This window comes from Streptomyces sp. SDT5-1, from assembly GCF_052245995.1.
Classification (GTDB): domain Bacteria; phylum Actinomycetota; class Actinomycetes; order Streptomycetales; family Streptomycetaceae; genus Streptomyces.
In genome coordinates this window covers 2213477-2227736 of record NZ_CM125963.1, presented here as the reverse complement: position 1 = coordinate 2227736, position 14260 = coordinate 2213477, and the positions used below count along the sequence as shown (strand labels likewise).

14 protein-coding genes are annotated in these 14260 nt (G+C 71.9%); 8 read left to right on the top strand and 6 right to left on the bottom strand.

Going from position 1 to position 14260, the window contains the following annotated elements; translation table 11 throughout:
• Complete coding sequence (locus tag ACTWJ8_RS10430) at positions 1–1557, bottom strand: DUF4331 domain-containing protein (protein ID WP_443263655.1); 1557 nt, start codon at positions 1555–1557, stop codon at positions 1–3.
• Positions 1558–1813: 256 nt separating this feature from the next.
• Between ACTWJ8_RS10430 and sigK the strand changes: the two genes are divergently transcribed.
• The 4 genes from sigK (at position 1814) to ACTWJ8_RS10410 (ending at position 5514) form a co-directional block, all read left to right on the top strand.
• Positions 1814–2356 (top strand): ECF RNA polymerase sigma factor SigK, encoded by a 543-nt coding sequence (gene sigK, locus ACTWJ8_RS10425; RefSeq protein ID WP_356387733.1) that lies wholly within the window; start codon positions 1814–1816, stop codon positions 2354–2356.
• Positions 2353–3087 carry an anti-sigma factor gene (locus ACTWJ8_RS10420; RefSeq protein ID WP_443263654.1) on the top strand — a complete coding sequence of 245 codons (735 nt, stop codon included), beginning with the start codon at positions 2353–2355 and terminating at the stop codon, positions 3085–3087. Before sigK ends, ACTWJ8_RS10420 begins: the two co-directional genes overlap by 4 nt.
• A 144-nt stretch (positions 3088–3231) precedes the next feature.
• Positions 3232–3501: a hypothetical protein gene (locus ACTWJ8_RS10415; protein WP_356387728.1), complete on the top strand. Its 270-nt coding sequence runs from the start codon at positions 3232–3234 to the stop codon at positions 3499–3501.
• Positions 3502–3774: 273 nt separating this feature from the next.
• Entirely contained in the window at positions 3775–5514 is a 1740-nt protein-coding gene (locus tag ACTWJ8_RS10410) for an amidohydrolase (protein WP_443263653.1), read from the top strand.
• An 18-nt stretch (positions 5515–5532) separates the two neighbouring features.
• Here ACTWJ8_RS10410 and ACTWJ8_RS10405 read toward each other — a convergent pair whose 3' ends face one another.
• Both ACTWJ8_RS10405 and ACTWJ8_RS10400 read right to left on the bottom strand, forming a co-directional pair.
• Positions 5533–6318, bottom strand: coding sequence for an ABC transporter permease (locus tag ACTWJ8_RS10405; protein WP_443263652.1), 786 nt, complete (start codon positions 6316–6318; stop codon positions 5533–5535).
• On the bottom strand, positions 6315–7286 hold the full coding sequence (locus tag ACTWJ8_RS10400) for an ATP-binding cassette domain-containing protein (protein ID WP_443263651.1): 972 nt from the start codon (positions 7284–7286) through the stop codon (positions 6315–6317). The genes ACTWJ8_RS10405 and ACTWJ8_RS10400 overlap by 4 nt, the downstream gene beginning before the upstream one ends.
• Positions 7287–7349: 63 nt before the next feature.
• Between ACTWJ8_RS10400 and ACTWJ8_RS10395 the strand changes: the two genes are divergently transcribed.
• A complete protein-coding gene (locus ACTWJ8_RS10395) occupies positions 7350–8060 on the top strand; it encodes a TetR/AcrR family transcriptional regulator (protein ID WP_356387713.1) in 711 nt (236 codons plus the stop codon).
• 7 nt (positions 8061–8067) lie between these two features.
• On the opposite strand, the gene ACTWJ8_RS10390 is transcribed toward ACTWJ8_RS10395, so the two are convergent.
• Genes ACTWJ8_RS10390 through hmgA form a run of 3 tightly spaced genes read right to left on the bottom strand, consistent with a single transcriptional unit; the run spans position 8068 to position 11433 of the window.
• Positions 8068–9288 (bottom strand): type ISP restriction/modification enzyme, encoded by a 1221-nt coding sequence (locus tag ACTWJ8_RS10390; protein WP_356387967.1) that lies wholly within the window; start codon positions 9286–9288, stop codon positions 8068–8070.
• 28 nt (positions 9289–9316) lie between these two features.
• The gene (locus ACTWJ8_RS10385; protein ID WP_443263650.1) at positions 9317–10066 is read right to left on the bottom strand and encodes a GntR family transcriptional regulator; all 750 of its coding nucleotides are present in this window, start codon (positions 10064–10066) and stop codon (positions 9317–9319) included.
• 53 nt (positions 10067–10119) lie between these two features.
• Entirely contained in the window at positions 10120–11433 is a 1314-nt protein-coding gene (gene hmgA, locus ACTWJ8_RS10380) for a homogentisate 1,2-dioxygenase (RefSeq protein WP_356387707.1), read from the bottom strand.
• A 166-nt stretch (positions 11434–11599) separates the two neighbouring features.
• Between hmgA and ACTWJ8_RS10375 the strand changes: the two genes are divergently transcribed.
• The 3 genes from ACTWJ8_RS10375 to ACTWJ8_RS10365 all read left to right on the top strand — a co-directional run bounded on the left by ACTWJ8_RS10375 (position 11600) and on the right by ACTWJ8_RS10365 (position 14257).
• Positions 11600–12091, top strand: coding sequence for a hypothetical protein (locus ACTWJ8_RS10375; RefSeq protein WP_443263649.1), 492 nt, complete (start codon positions 11600–11602; stop codon positions 12089–12091).
• 9 nt (positions 12092–12100) lie between these two features.
• Positions 12101–12712: a TetR family transcriptional regulator gene (locus ACTWJ8_RS10370; protein WP_443263648.1), complete on the top strand. Its 612-nt coding sequence runs from the start codon at positions 12101–12103 to the stop codon at positions 12710–12712.
• Between the two features lie 141 nt (positions 12713–12853).
• On the top strand, positions 12854–14257 hold the full coding sequence (locus ACTWJ8_RS10365) for a CitMHS family transporter (protein ID WP_356387698.1): 1404 nt from the start codon (positions 12854–12856) through the stop codon (positions 14255–14257).
• Positions 14258–14260: the final 3 nt, after the last annotated feature.

Here is a 14260-nt window from a genome sequence, read left to right as displayed (position 1 = left end):
TCACGGGGAGAACGGCGTGCCGAACCCGTTCCGCCGCCTGCCACGGGCCCGCCACCACAGCAGCCCGGTCCCGATCAGCAGGAACCCGGCGCCCGCCGCTGCGACGGAGGCCGCCACGAGGGTGCTGTCGTCACCGGACCCCGAGGGCGTCGAACTGCCGGTCAGCTGGTCGCGGACCTCGGTGTCGCTCTGCGCCTTGCTCTTGGCGAGCGGTCCGCGCGAGCCCTCCGTGGGCAGCGCCACGTACGGGAACGCCGACTCGAACTTCTTGTCGTTCGTGTTCACGGCGTCGCCCAGGTCGTTCTTCTTGCCGAGGAGTTCGCCCTCGACGACCTGGAGCTCGGCGTCCACGACGTCGTCGGAGAGCCGTCGTCCGTTCGGGAAGCCCGCCTTGTCGCCCTCGAGGACACCGAGACGCTTCGGTGAACTCGTCGGCGGGATCGACGTGTTGAGGCGCAGCATTTCCGAGGGACGCACGCCCGGGGGCTGGTTGAGGCCCTTCACGCCCTTCAGGAAGACGTCCACCAGGTCGTTGCGCGGCGTCTTCGGCGCCTTGATCTTGTAGATCGACTCGATCAGCTTCGGCAGCTCGGGCTCGGTCACGAACGGCAGGAACTGGCTGTCGTTCCACGGCGCGGACGCGTTGAAGCGGTCCTTGACCCGCTGCGGGTTCACGACCTCGTTGACCAGCGGGCTGCCGAGCCGCGACACCTGTGTCCAGTCGCCCTTCGCGTCCTTGCGGGAGGTCGTCGACCACACGCCGATGACGGGCTGGTCCTTCGACTCCGTGAGGAACGCGGTGGGCACCTGGAGGGCGACCGTGTTCACGTTGTAGCCCTTGAGCGTGTCCCGGCCGACCTCGGAGAGGTTCCCGCCGTACAGCAGGTCGAAGACGCGCAGGTCGAGGAAGAACGGGTCGTCGGCCTGGCCCACGTACGAGGTGACGCCGCCGCCGAGCTTCTTCACCGCCTGGTCGCGCAGCTTCTTGTAGTCGGGCATCGACGCCTTGCCGACGTTCGAAGGGGCCACCGGCTGATCGTCGGCGATCTTCGACTTCGACACGATCCGCTGGTCCTTCAGGCGCAGCAGATCGATGTCGTACGTCTGCGTGACGTTGAGGTTCGGGTCGTCGAGGCTGTTCACCGGGCCGGTGTTGTAGAGGAACGTGTCGCCGTTCCTGGTGTGTGTCTTGAACGTCCACCGGTAGAGCAGGTCGCCCTGCGCGTCGCCGTCGCTGTCGATGTGCAGGTCGTAGTGGGCGTCCTCGGGGAACGGGTAGAAGTTCGGGCCGCCGGCCGGCTCCTCGAACGGCGTCCAGTTCGCCACCAGGGTCGTGGTGTCGGGCTTGTCGGGGCTCACGAACGCGTACACGTCCGTGTTGTCGTACTGCGGCTGGCCCGAGATCAGCGGGGCCTCGCGGTGGCTGGACGCCTCGGCGCGCTGCGGGCCGATGCCGGGGGCACCGGCGGCCGCGAGCCCGCCCGCGGCCAGGGCGCCGCACACCAGGAGCGCCATCGTTGCCGAAGCCCGCCGGGGCTTCGCTGACAGAGAGGTCATGGGTCCGTCCTCACGCGGTGCGTGCACGAAGTGCGGTTGACGCCAAGCCATTCGGCGCGCCGCGCCCGGCGGATTGGTCGGACGCCGATCGGCCGTCCGGCGATTGGCAGGCCGCCGGTTGGGCGCCACGGCCCCGCCCGCCCGTACTCCCTTCACGAAACTTCGCGGCGCACCCGATCCGGACCGGGCCCGGCCGCGAACGACCCAGTGGGGGCGGCGCGGCACCGGGCCGCGCCGCCGAGCGGGAGGGGAACCGATGCGGGCGGACAAGCTGCTGCCGATGGTCGGCCGGGGCGACGTACGGGCGTACGAGGAGTTGTACGAACTGGTGTCGGGGCCGGTGTACGGGCTGGTGCTCCGGGTCCTGCGCGACCCCGCCCAGTCCGAGGAGGTGACCCAGGAGGTGTTCCTCGAACTGTGGCGGGACGCCGCCCGCTTCGACCCCCGCAGGGGAACCGCCATGGCCTGGGTCCTCACGCACGCCCACCGCAGAGCGGTCGACCGGGTGCGGCAGGCCCGCGCCGCCCGGGAGCGCGAGGAGCGGGCCGCGAGCCGCTGGCACCGCACCGCGTTCGACGAGGTCGCCGAGCAGGTGGAGACGAACCTGGACCGTGAGTGGGTGCGCCGCTGCCTCGAAGGCCTCACGGACCTTCAGCGCCGCTCCGTGACCCTCGCCTACTACGAGGGCTACACCTACCGGGAGGTCGCGCAGCGCCTCGCCGTGCCGCTCGGCACCGTCAAGACCCGGATGCGCGACGGCCTCAGCCGGCTCCGCGCCTGCCTGGGGGAGGCCGCATGAGGCTCCCCAGGCTCCCCTTCCAATCCGGCTCCCGCGCCCACTCGCTGGCCGCGCCCTACGCCCTCGACGCCCTCGACCAGCGCGAACGCGCCCGGTTCGAGCGGCACTTGGCCCGCTGCGACGCCTGTGCCGACGAGGTGCGGGCGCTGACCGAGAGCTCCCTGCGGCTCGCCTGCTCGGCCGCGGTGGCGCCGCCCGCCGCCCTGCGGGAGCGGGTGCTGACCGCCGTACGGCTCACCGCCCAGGCCCCGGCGGCCGTGGCGGACGCCCCACCACGCGCGCGTGGACTGCTGATTCCGGTCGGCGTCGCCACGGGCGCTGCCGCTCTCACCGTCGCCGCGCTGTTCGCCGTGCAGCTGGAGCGCACGGCGGACCGGCTCGACGCTCAGCGGGCCGAGGCGCGCGCCGTGGCGCGGGTGCTCGCGGCGCCGGACGCGCGGGCGGTGCGCGCCGACGGGCTCGGGGCGGTCGCGTCGGACGAGCTGCGCAGCGCCGTGATCACTGTCACAGGGCTCGGCGCGGCGCCGCCCGGCCGGGTCCACCAGTTGTGGCTCATGACGCCGTCGGCGCCGCCGCGTTCCCTCGGTCTGCTGCCCGACGAGGGGCCCGACACGCCCACGGTGGCCTCCGGCTTGACTGCGAGCGGCTCATCACTCGCTGTGACAACCGAACCCGCGGGCGGCTCCCAGAGGCCCTCAGGAGCCCCACTTGTCCAACTCGCCCTGGATTAAGCAGTATTCGGAGAGTGATCGGTTTCGAACCGTCAACCCCCTTACGAGGGAGGTGAATACTGCGACCGGGATACACGAGTGTCGGGCGGGGGCGATAGGGTTAACCTGCCCGGGCCGGGTGCCCTCGTACGGGTGGGGAGTGACATGGAACAGATAACAGTGCGCAGCAGGCCACGTGTGCCTGCGATCACCTGCGGGAACAGTGCGACCAGTTCGCGCCTCGACCGCCATCTCTCGGTGCTCGGCGGCCCTGCCGTCCCGCAGCGCGAGACGGTCGAGGCGACGACGCTGATGCGCGAGCTGACCACGCGGGACACAGCGCACGAGCGCAGCGGCAGGCGCGCACGCGTGCGGAGGGTCTCCCTCTTCGCGCCCCTGCGGCGGCTTCGCCGCTCGCTGTTCGGCGGCCACTAGCAGTCCGGCCGCCTCAGTAGAAGACAAGGCCCGTATCGCGCCTCCGCGCCGTCCGGTGCTCCGCCGCGCATCAAAGCGACCGTCATCCCCACGGCACGCGGTGGACACTCCGGCGAGGAGGTCGATGCGGGCCTTTGTCGTGCCCGCCGTTCCGCACCTCGCGTAACCGGCTTGTCACGCACGGATGTTGACGGGGCAACCTCCAGGGTTCAATGTGGCGCCTGATCGTCGTTGGCAGTTACAGCTACAGCAACCTCACCCCCGGAGGTACGCGTGTGTGACCTGCACGACCACCACGAGCACGAGATGCCCCAGGCGACATCGGGCCCGCAGATCAGCAGACGCCGCATCATGCAGATGCTCGGCGCCGCCGGAGTGACCACCGCCGCCATGACCGCGCAGGCCGACCCGGCGATGGCCGCCGCATCGGACGCCGCGGCCGCGACGCCCGCCGACTACGAGGCGCCGGAGGGCCTCGCGAAGGACAGCCCCGCCAAGACCTCGGCCCTCGCCTGGATCGGCGCCAACAGCTCCCGGATCACCGGCCTCAACGAGGAGATCTGGGAGCACGCCGAGCTGTCGCTGCGCGAGTGGAACTCCTCGCTCGCCGAGGCCGGCTTCCTCGAACGGGCCGGATTCGACGTGAAGTTCGGCACGGCCGGCTTCCCGACCGCGTTCACCGCCACCTTCTCGTACGGCAGTGGCGGCCCGGTGCTCGGGTTCAGCGGCGAGTACGACGCGCTGCCCGGCCTCTCGCAGAACAAGGGCGTGGGGCACCACGACCCCCGTGAGTACATCCACGACCCCTTCACCCCGAGCTACGGTCCCGGCCACGGCTGCGGGCACAGCGCGCTCGGCACGGCGGCCGCCGCGGCGGCGGCAGCGGTCGCCCAGGCCGCGAAGAAGCACAAGCTCCCCGTCACGGTGAAGTTCTTCGGCTCCACCGCTGAGGAGACCCTGATCGGCAAGACGTACGCGGTCAGCAAGGGCGTGTACGAGGGCCTCGACGCCTTCCTCGACTGGCACCCCTCGACCTCCAACGCGACCGGCTGGGGCACCAGCAACGCCATGACCGCCGTGACCTTCACGTTCCTCGGCGTGGCCGGGCACGGCGGCACCCCGCTCGGCAACAAGTCGGCGCTCGACGCCGCCGTGATGATGGCGACCATGTCGGAGTTCCTGCGCGAGGAGAACATGGCGCCGAGCGCCCGCCTGCACTGGGTGATCAACAACGGCGGAGACATCCCCAATGTCACTCCGGAGATCGCGGAGATCTCCTACTACGTCCGCGAAGGCAGCACCGCCCGCGTCCAGGTGCTGCTCGACAAGGTGATCGCCATCTCCGAGGCCGCCGCCAAGGCATCGCAGACGAAGGTGCAGCACCGCATCACCTCCGCCTGCTGGAACCAGCTGCCCTCCAAGTCCTTCGCGGAGCTGCTGCACGACAACATGCGGCAGATCGGGCCGCCCGAGTTCAGCGCCGAGGCCCACCAGTTGGCGAAGGACCTCCAGAAGTCGCTCGGGCTGCCCGAGGCCGGCATGCACGACAAGGTCGCCGAACTCAAGCCGCCGGACCCGGTGTTCCTCGGCGGCGGCTCCACCGACGTCGCCGACATCAGCTGGAACGTGCCGACCGTGTCGATGGGCTCCGCGCTCGCCCCGATCGGTACGAAGATGCACACCTGGTCCACCGCCGCCTGTGCCGCAGCGGCGCCCGGACAGGCCGCCGTGCTGGCCGCCGCGAAGTACCTCGCGGCCACCGCCGTCGACCTGATCACCCAGCCGGAGCGGCTCAAGGCCATCAAGGACGAGTTCAAGGACCGCACCAAGGACGTCGAGTGGAAGACGGCGATCCCCGACGGCTATGAGCCGCCCATGTACGAGCCGCCGGAGTGGTTCCTGAAGAAGACCGGCCAGAAGTGGCCGCCGAACAACATCACCTGGCCGCCGAAGCGGGTCGTCTCCCAGGAGAAGTTCTCCTCGCTCGGCCCCGCCCTCGAACCCCAGAAGTAGCCGCCGCGGAAAGCCTGTTCACCGTCCGCCGCGCGCGCAGCGGCGGACGGCGAGCGGCACGGACACCGCGAGCAGCACCGCGCACCACACCAGGGAGCCCGCCACCGGATGCGTCACCGGCCAGGCCGCGCCGTGCGGCACCGGCGCGTTCCCGAACAGCTCGCGCACGGCCGTGGCCACGGCGCTGATCGGGTTCCACTCGGCGAGCGTGCGCACCCACCCCGGCATCCCGTCGGTCGGGATGTACGCGTTGGACAGCAGCGGCAGCATGAACGTGGCGCTGCCCAGCTGACCCGCCGCCTCCTCGCTCTGCGACGCCAGACCCAGCAGGATGCCCACCCACGTCGTCGCGAACCGGAAGAGCAGCAGCAGCCCGAACGCGCCGAGCGCGCCCGGCAGCCCGCCGTCGATCCGCCAGCCCATCGCGAGCCCCACGAGGACCAGCGGCACCAGGCCGACCGCCGCCGTCAGCAGATCCCCGACCGCCTGCCCGACCGGCACCGCCGCGCGGCTCATCGGCAGCGCCCGGAAGCGGTCCATCACGCCCCGGTGCGCGTCCTGCGCCGCGCCGAACATCCCGGTCATCAGCCCGTTGGCCGCCGTCGCCACCAGCATCCCTGGCACCAGGAACGCCCGGTAGTCGCTGCCCGGCATGGCGAGCGCGGAGCCGAAGACGTAGCCGAAGAACAGCAGGAAGACGACCGGCATCGTCTGCGTCAGGATCGGGATCGCCGGGGCGTTCCTGACCCGCTGGAGGTGTCGGCCGAGCATGGCCGTGCCGTCGTACAGGATCGCGGTGCTCATGCGGCGACCTCCTGGGTCGTGGTGGCGGTGAGGCGCAGGAACACCTCGTCGAGGGTGGGCGGGCGCAGCGCCGCGTCGAGCAACGGGACGCCGGACGCGTCGAGTTCGCGCACGACGCTGGGGAGCGTGACCGAGGGGTCGAGGACGACGGCGCCGACGGTGCGGCGCCGGGCGTCGAGGCGGGGCCGTGACCCGGTCAGCTGGTCGAGGACCACGGCGGCGGCGTGCAGCGCCCGCTCGCCCGCCTCCTCGGCCACGACGACCTCCGCGTAGTGGCCGATCTGCGCCTTCAGTTCGGCGGGCGTACCGGTGTGGGCGGCGCGGCCCTCGTCGATCAGCACGATGTCGTCGGCGAGCCGGTCGGCCTCCTCCAGGTACTGCGTGGTGAGGACGACGGTCGTGCCCTCGCGGGACAGCTCGCGCACGGCGTCCCAGATGCCGTTCCTGCTGTGCGGGTCGAGTCCGGTCGTCGGCTCGTCGAGGAAGAGCACGGCGGGCCGGGTGAGCAGGCTCGCCGCCAGGTCGAGGCGGCGCCGCATGCCGCCGGAGTACGTACGGGCCGCGCGGTCGGCGGCGTCGGCCAGGTCGAAGCGTTCGATCAGCTCGTCGGCGCGGGCCCTGGCGCGCGGCGCGCGCAGCAGGCGGGCGAACAGGCGCAGGTTCTCGCGGCCCGTGAGGTCCCCGTCGACCGACGCGTACTGCCCGGTGACGCCGATGCTGCGGCGCACCGCCTGCGGGTCCGCGGTGATGTCGTGCCCGGCGACACGCGCGGTGCCGGCGTCCGGGCGGAGCAGCGTCGTCAACAGCCGGACCGCGGTCGTCTTGCCCGCCCCGTTCGGCCCGAGCAGTCCGCAGACCGTGCCCTCGCGCACCGCCAGATCCAGGCCGCGTACGGCGTGCACGGCCTTCGCGCCCTTGCCGAAGCTCCGCTCGAGACCCTGACTCAGTACAGCGTACGTAGTAGTCATGGTCCCACCGTAGCGCACTACGTACGGTGTACGTAACTAGGATGGTGCGCGAGGTGATGATCAATGGCGGGCCGAGCGGCCGAACCCGAAGTGATCTGGGCGCGCCCCGAGCGCGCCGGGCGGGGGCCGAGACCCGCGCACAGCAGAGCCGACATCGCGGCGACCGCGGTCCGCGTCGCCGACGCGGAGGGCATCGACGCGGTCTCCATGCGGAAGATCGCCGGCGAGCTTGGCATGGGCACGATGTCGCTCTACAACTACGTGCCGCGCAAGGAGGACCTGTACGAGCTGATGGTCGACGCCGTCAGCGCCGAGTACGACTTCCCCGAGCCGAGCGGCGACTGGCGGGCCGACGTGCTCGGCCTCGCCCGGCAGACGCGCACCCTGATGCACCGGCATCCCTGGCTGCCGCGCCTGATGTCACCGGTCTACGGCTTCAGCCCGAACGCCCTTGCGTACCTGGAGTACTGCCTGAGCTGCCTCGACCCGCTCGACCTGCCGTCCGGCACGAAGATGGAGCTGATCGCCGCGGTGACCGGCGTGGTCACGACGTACGTCGCCAACGAGATCGCCACCGCCGAGCGCACCCGCTCCCTGCCGTGGAGCGCCGAGCAGGAACAGGCGGCGCGCATCGCCTACCTGGGCGGTCAGCTGGCGTCGGGCCGCTATCCGCGGCTCGCCGCGTCGTTCGCCGAGGACGCGGGGCCCATCGACCTGGAGGCCGTGTTCGAGCGGGCGCTGCGGCGGACGCTCGAGGGGTTCGTGGCGGGCTGAGGACGGCTCACAGGAACGCGAACTGGCCGCCGGGGCCCTCTTCCTGGTGGTCCAGGACCGAGGCCGGACGGCGGGCGGACTCCGGGACCGGAAGGACGTGCGCCTTCTCCAGGTCCTCCGGCGTGATCGGGTCCGCGAGGGCGGCGGCGCGCAACTCGGACCGCGCCGGGTCGAGTTCGGCGAGCAGGGTCAGGACCGTGACCAGTTCCAGGAGTTGCGAGGTCCACGGCTGCGGCCAGGTCTTCGGGCGCACCGCCGCGAGCGTTCCCGGCTCGGACGGGGCCGTGCGGCGCGCGAACCACTGCTCCAGGACGCCGACTCCGCTCACCCGGAAGTCCCAGGCCGCCGCGGGCACCGGCGAGACCCGCCCTTCGCCGATGAGCAGCGCCTCCTCGTCGCGGTCGTAGTGGAGCTCCGTCGGTCGGGCGGGCAGCGGGGCGCGGACGTAGGGGCGGCGGCCGCCGGGCAGCTTCGGGCGTTCGGAGCCCGCACCGCGCCGCTCCAGCCACAGGACGCGGCGCCCCAGGTCGACCCCGCGCGCCCAGACGTCGGCGTCGTCCGGCAGCGGCACGCGGACGTCGGGGGAGCCCGCGCGGGCCCCGACGGCCAGGATCCACGCGAACAGGTCGGCGGCCGTGACCTCGCGGTCGTACGTCCCCGACAGATGCGTGAGCAGGCCCGGCGCCACGTTCGGCTCGGCGCCGCCGGGGCGGCGGTACAGCGGGCGGATGCGGCCTGGGCGGCCCGCGGGGGAGCGGCCCTCCGGGAGGACGGCCGACGCGAGGAGGGCGGGGCCGCCGGCGTCGGGCACGTACCCCTGCTCGACGAGGAACAGCTGCCGCTCGTCCGCGACCCGCCACAGCTCGGGCCGCGCCGCGTCGAGCAGCCGCTGGTCCGGGATCAGCCACTGCTCGTCGAACGGGCCGTGCAGCAGCGGCACGGGCTCGGGGCAGGGCCCTTCGGCGTGCGCGAGCGGTTCGGTGCCGGTGCGCTGGCCCGGCAGCTGGGCGGCGGCGGTGTGCAGGGTGCGGGCGCGGGACGGCTCGAGGAGCGCGGCGCGGGCGTCCCCCTCCGCTCGTACGAAGGTGTCCCAACGAGCCTTCAGGGACGCGGTGTCCGGGGCGACGGGCCAGCCGCGGCCCGTGCGCAACGGAGCGACGGACCAGGGCATGAGGTCCGTCAGCCGCGTCGCGTCACCGAGCCGGTCGTTCGTCACCACGCCCGGCATGCTACGTCCCCCCATGGGCCTGTTCCGTCTAGTCCGCGTCCAGCGTCACCGTGAACGAGAAGCGGTCGCCCCGGTAGTGGATGACCGCCACGTCGAGGACCCTGCCCTCTTCGTCGTAGGTGATGCCGGTGTAGTGCAGGATCGGGCTCAGGAGGGGGACTTCGAGGAGGCGGGCCGTCTCCGGGTCCGCGAGCCGCGCCTGCACCGAGTCCGTGATCCGGCTGATCCGGACGCCGACCACGTCCCGCAGCACCTTCGTCATCGGCCACCGCTCCAGGTCCGCGACGTCGACGCGGGCGCCGATGTCGGGCCGCAGATAGTTGCGGGCGTGGTTGGTGGGCTCGCCGGTCTTCTCGTCGCTGCGCAGCCGGTGGTACGCGGGCACGGTCGAGACGCCCGGGAAGTGGTCGGCGAAGGCCACGGGGACCGGCGTCGTGCCGTGTTCGAGCAGTCGCGTGGTCATGCCGGACTGCTGCGCCACGATCGCGTCGACCGAACCGAGCAGCCGCACCGGGGCTCCCTCCCGCGCGTCCGGCTCGATGAACGTGCCGCGCCGCCGGTGCCGGGTGATGAGGCCCTCGTCCTCCAGCTCCTTCAGCGCCTGACGCATGGTGAGCACGGAGACGCCGTAGTGACCCGCAAGCTGCTCCTCCGTGGGCAGGCGCAGCGGGTCCTGCGGCGATCTCCCGAGTATCGAGGCGCGCAAGGACTGCGACACCTGATACCAGAGCGGCAATTTGCGGTTCAGGACGATCGAGTCCGGGGCGAATGACGTCACGGGTTATCCGTACCGGTCGTGGGGGGAGTGGTGCAATGTGGCGAACCTCTTGGTCAGCCGCGGAAGTGGCGTTCCAGACCGCGCCACACGTCGTCGTACCCGCGCTGGAGATGTCCGGCCGTCGCCGCCTGCGGGGCGAGCGTGACGGGCCAGCGGGTCTCGAACATGAACGCGAGGCCGTCGTCGACCTTCTGCGGCTTCAGCTCGGCCGCGCTCGCCTTCTCGAACGTGTCCCGGTCCGGGCCGTGCGCCGACATCATGTTGTGCAGCGAGCCGCCGCCCGGCACGAACCCCTCGGCCTTCGCGTCGTACGCGCCCTCGATGAGGCCCATGTACTCGCTCATCACGTTCCGGTGGAAGTACGGCGGCCGGAACGTGTCCTCGCCCACCAGCCAGCGCGGCGCGAACACGACGAAGTCGACCCCGGCGAGCCCCGGCGTGTCCGAGGGCGACGTGAGCACCGTGAAGATCGACGGGTCCGGGTGGTCGTACGAGATGCTCCCGATGACGTTGAAGCGGCGCAGGTCGTATACGTACGGGACGTGGTTGCCGTGCCAGGCGACGACGTCGAGCGGGGAGTGGTCGTAGGTGGCTGTCCAGAGGTTGCCGCAGAACTTGCTGACGACCTCCACCGGCTCGTCGGTGTCCTCGTACGCGGCGACCGGCGCCCGGAAGTCCCGCGCGTTCGCCAGGCCGTTGGCGCCGATCGGGCCGAGGTCGGGGAGCTGGAACGGGGCGCCGTAGTTCTCGCACACGTACCCGCGCGCCGTGTCGTCGAGCAGCTCCACGCGGAAGCGGACGCCGCGCGGGATCAGCGCGACCTCGCCGGGATCGGCGGCCAGCACGCCGAACTCGGTGCGCAGCAGCAGCCCGCCGTGCTCGGGGACGATCAGCAGTTCGCCGTCCGCGTCGCTGAACACCCGCCCCGTCATGGGGGAGTTGGCGTGGTAGAGGTGTACCGCCATGCCGGAGCGCTGCGTCGCGTCGCCGTTCCCGCCGAGCGTCCACAGGCCGGCCAGCCAGTCGGTGCCGGGAGCGGGGGCCGGAAGCGGGTTCCAGCGGCGGCGGTTGGGGTCGGGGACGGCCTCCGTGAAGGGGGCCGTGCGGATCGCGCCGTTGTCGGCGCGGGTGAACTCCGGGTGCGCCGCCGACGGGCGGATCCGGTACAGCCACGAGCGCCGGTTGTGCGCGCGGGGCTCGGTGAACGCGGTGCCGCTGAGCTGCTCCGCGTAGAGGCCGAGCGGGGCGCGCTGCGGCGCGTTCCGCCCCTGCGGAAGGGCTCCGGGCACGGCCTCCGAGCCGTGCTCGTTCCCGAAGCCCGACAGGTAGCCGAGGCCCTGGGCCGTCTTGCGTGCGTCCCCGCTCATCATCGCTCCCTCGTCAATGATTCCTATGGGACACCGTAGGATTCCGGGGTGGGTGGCGCAAGACATCACCGCCCGTCGGCCCTCCGCCGCACGGCCTACGCGGGCGCCGCAGCCTTCCTCCCCGAGGGGGATCCGCCGACGTCAACGGTCCTCTAGCGTCCGGTGCATGCCCTCCGTCCGCCGTTCGATCCGCGCCGCCGCCGCGCCCCTGCTCACCTGCGCCCTGCTCGCGGGCGCCGCCGGATGCGGGGACGACGACGGCGGACGGCGCCACGCCGGAGAGGTCATCGACCGCACCGATGACGAAGGGCGCCACTACCGCCGGATATCCGACGAGGACGCCCCCGAGGTCGGCGTGATCGTGAAGCCGCGCACCGGACCCGCGGGCGGCTGGGACGTGCGGATCTGGATCCGGCGCTTCCGGCTCAGCCCGCCGGACGCCCCCGCCCGCGCCGTGGCGGGCCGCGGCTACGCCCGCCTCTACCTCGACGGGCGCTGCCTCGCCCGGCTGCGCGCCGTCGACTACCGGCTCCCCGGCGACCGCGTCGGACGCGGCACCCACCACCTCACCGCGCGCCTGTACGCCGACGACCACACGGTGTGGGCCGTCGCCGACGAGCCGGTCGAGGCCACGGCGGACCTGACGGCGTCACCGTAGGGTGACCCCATGGCCGAACCAACGTCCCTGCGCCGCATGCCCGTTCAGCGGCGCAGCGCCGAGCGACTGTCCCGGATCCTCGACGCCTGCGCCGAACTCCTCGACGAGACCGGCTACGACGAGCTGAGCACCCGCGCCGTCGCCCAGCGCGCCGAGGTGCCGATCGGCTCGGTCTACCGCTTCTTCGGCAACAAGCGGGCCCTCGTCGAGGCGCTGGCCGAGCGCAATCTCGACCGGTACGTGCGGCGGGTCACCGCCCGCCTGACCGCCGTGCCCGAGGGCGACTGGCGGGCCGCGATGGACGCCGTGCTCGACGAGTACCTGGCGATGAAGCGCACCGCGCCCGGCTTCTCCCTCGTCGACTTCGGCACCCAGATCCCCGTGGGCACCTCCGACGCCGACCCCAACCACCGGGTCGCCGACACCCTCACCGAACTCCTCGCCCCGCGCATCGGCCGCGAGCCCGACGCGGACCTGCGGCGCGCCTTCCTCGTCGCCGTCGAGTCCGCCGACGCCCTGGTCCGGCTCGCCTTCCGGCTCGACCCGGCGCGCGGCGACGAGGCGGTCATCGCGGAGGTCCGGACGCTGCTGCGCTCCTACCTGGCCGAGGTGCTCGCCTGACCAAGGCTGTGACCTGGAGTTTTGCGCTTATTGCTCACGCGTCAACATCTTGTTAACGCTTCTCGCGGCCACCTAACGTCGCGCTGGTCGTCACCCCCAGGGCGGCAGTTCGAAGGCGAACGCAACGTTAGGGACCTCTCCATGCTGACCATCCTCGGATTCGGGATGATCGCCACCTTCCTGGTGCTGATCATGATGAAGAAGGTGTCGCCGATCGCGGCGCTCGTGCTCATACCGGCGCTGTTCTGCGTCCTGGTGGGCAAGGGCGCGCACCTCGGCGACTATGTGATCGCCGGTGTGGGGGACCTCGCGCCGACCGCCGCCATGCTGATGTTCGCGATCGTCTACTTCGGCGTGATGATCGACGTCGGCCTCTTCGACCCGATCGTGCGCGCCATCCTGAAGTTCGCGAAGGCCGACCCGGTGCGGATCGTCGTCGGCACCGCCGTGCTCGCCGCGATCGTCTCCCTCGACGGGGACGGCTCCACCACCTTCATGATCACCGTCTCGGCGATGTACCCGCTCTACAAGCGCCTGAAGATGAGCCTGATCGTGATGACGGGTGTCGCCGCGACCGCGAACGGCGTCATGAACACGCTGCCCTGGGGCGGCCCCACGGCCCGCGCCGCCACCGCCCTCAAGGTGGACGCGAGCGACATCTTCGTGCCGATGATCCCCGCCCTCGGCGTCGGCCTGCTCTTCGTGTTCGCCCTCTCGTACGTCCTCGGCCGCCGCGAGCGCAAGCGCCTCGGCTATCTGTCCATCGACGAGGAGCTCACCGTCACCGAGACCGCCGAGGAGAAGGTCCTCGTCGGCGCGGGCAGCGGCAGCAAGGGCTCGGCCTCCGGCGGTGGCGCCGCCGCGACCGGCGGCCCCTCGTACGAGAACGAGGAGGGCGAGACGTTCTCCGGGCTCGACCCGAACCGGGCCACGCTGCGCCCCAAGCTGTACTGGTTCAACGCGCTGCTGACCGTGGTGCTCCTCACCGCCATGATCATGGAGTGGCTGCCGATCCCGGTCCTCTTCATGCTCGGCGCCGCGCTCGCCCTCTCGGTCAACTTCCCGCACATGGCCGACCAGAAGGCCCGGATCGGCGCGCACGCCGAGAACGTGCTGAACGTCGCGGGCATGGTCTTCGCCGCCGCCGTCTTCACCGGCGTGCTCCAGGGCACCGGCATGGTCGACCACATGGCGAAGTGGGTCGTGGGCGGCATCCCCGACTGGATGGGCCCGCACATGGCGCTCGTGACCGGCGTCCTGTCCATCCCGTTCACGTACTTCATGTCCAACGACGGCTTCTACTTCGGCATCCTGCCGGTGCTCGCCGAGGCCGGACACGCGCACGGCGTCTCCACCCTGGAGATCGCCCGCGCCTCGCTCGCCGGCCAGCCGCTGCACATGTCGAGCCCGCTGGTGCCCGCCGTCTACGTGCTCGTGGGCATGGCCAAGGTCGAGTTCGGCGACCACACCAAGTTCACCGTGAAATGGGCCGCGTTGACCGCGCTCGTGGTCCTCGGCGCCGGTCTGTTGTTCGGCATCGTGTGAGTC

Excerpts from the sequence above, each read along its gene's own strand:
- ACTWJ8_RS10430 (WP_443263655.1), bottom strand. The coding sequence starts at position 1,557 with ATGACCTCTCTGTCAGCGAAGCCCCGGCGGGCTTCGGCAACGATGGCG.
- sigK (WP_356387733.1), top strand. The coding sequence starts at position 1,814 with ATGCGGGCGGACAAGCTGCTGCCGATGGTCGGCCGGGGCGACGTACGG.
- ACTWJ8_RS10420 (WP_443263654.1), top strand. The coding sequence starts at position 2,353 with ATGAGGCTCCCCAGGCTCCCCTTCCAATCCGGCTCCCGCGCCCACTCG.
- ACTWJ8_RS10415 (WP_356387728.1), top strand. The coding sequence starts at position 3,232 with ATGGAACAGATAACAGTGCGCAGCAGGCCACGTGTGCCTGCGATCACC.
- ACTWJ8_RS10405 (WP_443263652.1), bottom strand. The coding sequence starts at position 6,318 with ATGAGCACCGCGATCCTGTACGACGGCACGGCCATGCTCGGCCGACAC.
- ACTWJ8_RS10400 (WP_443263651.1), bottom strand. The coding sequence starts at position 7,286 with ATGACTACTACGTACGCTGTACTGAGTCAGGGTCTCGAGCGGAGCTTC.
- ACTWJ8_RS10395 (WP_356387713.1), top strand. The coding sequence starts at position 7,350 with ATGGCGGGCCGAGCGGCCGAACCCGAAGTGATCTGGGCGCGCCCCGAG.
- ACTWJ8_RS10390 (WP_356387967.1), bottom strand. The coding sequence starts at position 9,288 with ATGCCGGGCGTGGTGACGAACGACCGGCTCGGTGACGCGACGCGGCTG.
- hmgA (WP_356387707.1), bottom strand. The coding sequence starts at position 11,433 with ATGAGCGGGGACGCACGCAAGACGGCCCAGGGCCTCGGCTACCTGTCG.
- ACTWJ8_RS10375 (WP_443263649.1), top strand. The coding sequence starts at position 11,600 with ATGCCCTCCGTCCGCCGTTCGATCCGCGCCGCCGCCGCGCCCCTGCTC.
- ACTWJ8_RS10370 (WP_443263648.1), top strand. The coding sequence starts at position 12,101 with ATGGCCGAACCAACGTCCCTGCGCCGCATGCCCGTTCAGCGGCGCAGC.
- ACTWJ8_RS10365 (WP_356387698.1), top strand. The coding sequence starts at position 12,854 with ATGCTGACCATCCTCGGATTCGGGATGATCGCCACCTTCCTGGTGCTG.